This is a genomic window from Saliphagus sp. LR7 (assembly GCF_003344565.1).
GTDB classification, from domain to species: domain Archaea; phylum Halobacteriota; class Halobacteria; order Halobacteriales; family Natrialbaceae; genus Saliphagus; species Saliphagus infecundisoli.
Map to the genome: position 1 here is coordinate 1 of NZ_QPND01000083.1, position 576 is coordinate 576.

General features: G+C 55.9%; 1 protein-coding gene and 1 pseudogene. Both read right to left on the reverse strand.

Annotated elements, in window-relative coordinates:
- Window positions 1-265, reverse strand: a pseudogene (locus tag DVH23_RS23265) (RNA-guided endonuclease TnpB family protein); the annotation flags it as partial.
- Between the two features lie 61 nt (window positions 266-326).
- On the reverse strand, window positions 327-576 hold a 250-nt coding region (tnpA, locus tag DVH23_RS23270), incomplete at its 5' end, for an IS200/IS605 family transposase (protein ID WP_114579702.1).

A 576-nucleotide genomic window follows, 5' to 3' on the forward strand; every position in this document is an offset into this window, starting at 1 on the left:
GAACAGGGTGGTCGTCGTGAATCTCGTTCGCGTCGTAGCTTCCGCCACAGAGTTGTGGGACGTACTTCTTGAGCGCGTTCTTCGCGTATCCGCTCAGATCGTAGTTTACCACCACGTCATTCGCTTCGGTCTGGGTGGTACAATTCGCGTTGAACGCGGTTTCGAGAGCGTCTTGGTACGCCCGCTTTGTCTCGCAGAGCTTCCGGTGCTTGTGAGCGTTCGGCTCCACAAGCTTGAGTTCCAACGTCTCGGTAAGTTCGGTCACTGTTTGCCCTCCTCGTGTCGTCCCGAGAAACGCCGTGCGTTTCTCGTGTGCCAAACAGAACTCATGAGTTCTGTTGACGCTGGATGTAGTCTTGAACCGTTTCGCTTGAGACGTGTCCTGCTGTTCCGGCGTAGTAGCCGCGCTCCCACTTGATTTTCTCGCCGTCGTGGTCGGCGTATCGGTGATTGTACTTCCGCGAACTGATTCCCTTGAACCAGTTGGCGAGAAGTGACGGGGCGTGCTTCGGTGGGCTACTCACGAACAAATGAACGTGGTCGGGTTGGACGGTGAGGTCAACAATCTCCAACCCT